The 1,160-nt window shown below is 58.8% G+C and carries 1 protein-coding gene; it reads left to right on the top strand.

Annotation, left to right across the window (positions count from 1 at the left end):
• Positions 1-72: 72 nt before the first annotated feature.
• Positions 73-1,160: IS4 family transposase (locus tag BN874_RS11110; RefSeq protein ID WP_051497724.1), on the top strand; the 1,088-nt coding region annotated here is incomplete at its 3' end.

Consider the following 1,160-nt stretch of genomic DNA (forward strand, 5'->3'; position numbering starts at 1 on the left):
CTCAGTACAGGACAAAACTGATAACCCTATGAATAAAAACGGTTAAGCTAGGCATTTTTTGCAGGAACTGCAATGAAAGCTACCGTTAACGACCCCGTCCGTGAACTCAAGGCCGTGTTGGCCGAGCATCTGCCTTGGCATGGCGCGCGGATCACTTTTCTCGCCCATTTTCTACTGGCTCTGTTCAAAGTGCGCAGCGTCAACCTGGCTGAATTAGCCACCGGTTTCGGCGGCCAGGCCCTGGTGGACTCGCACTACAAGCGTCTGCAACGCTTCTTTCGTTCGTTCGAGATTGATCCGGACCTCTGGGCGCGGTTACTGGTGCGCCTGGTCCCGGTCGGCGATGGCCCGTGGCGCCTGACCCTGGATCGGACCCAATGGACGTTCGGCTCCGTGGACATCCACTTTCTCGTGCTGGGGATTGCCTATCGGGGCATCGCCCTGCCGGTGTTCTGGAGCGTCCTAGACAAGGCGGGCAACTCCAACACCCCTGAGCGAATAGCCCTGATGGAGCGCTTCCTCGCGGTCTTCGGCGTAGAACGGATCGCCGTCCTCCTGGCCGACCGCGAGTTCATTGGCGAAGCGGGGTTTCATTGGCTGCAAACGCGACGGATTCCCTTCCACCAACGGATTAAGCGCGACACCCTCGTCCCCCATCATTGGAACCGGATGACGCGGGTCGATGCATTGTTGGTCTCACTCAACCCCGGCCAAGCTCGCCTGTTGGCGGGGCGACGCCCGGTCTGGGGCTGCTTCGTCTCCCTGTCAGCGCTGCGCTTGGCCGATGGTGAGATCCTTATCCTGGCCACCTCCGGGGCACCCCAAGGCGAGGCCATCGATGCCTACGCCGACCGCTGGCAAATTGAGACCCTGTTCGGTTGCCTGAAGACGCGGGGCTTCAATTTCGAGGACACCCACCTCAGAGACGCTTCTCGCCTGTCCAAAATGATGGGGCTACTCGCCCTAGCCTTTGCTTGGACCCACCGCACGGGCGAACAACTTCATGACCAAGACCAGCCGATCCCCTTAAAAAAAACCCTTCAGCGACCGCTCAAGTCTCTCTTCCGCCACGGCCTCGATTTCCTGCGTCACGTCATCCTCAACCTCGCCGACAAATTCCAGGATTTCCTGTGGGCTTTAAATTTTTTGTCCTGTACTTA

Origin of the sequence: Candidatus Contendobacter odensis Run_B_J11 (genome assembly GCF_000531125.1) — a bacterium.
In the GTDB taxonomy this organism is placed as follows: Bacteria; Pseudomonadota; Gammaproteobacteria; order Competibacterales; family Competibacteraceae; genus Contendibacter; species Contendibacter odensensis.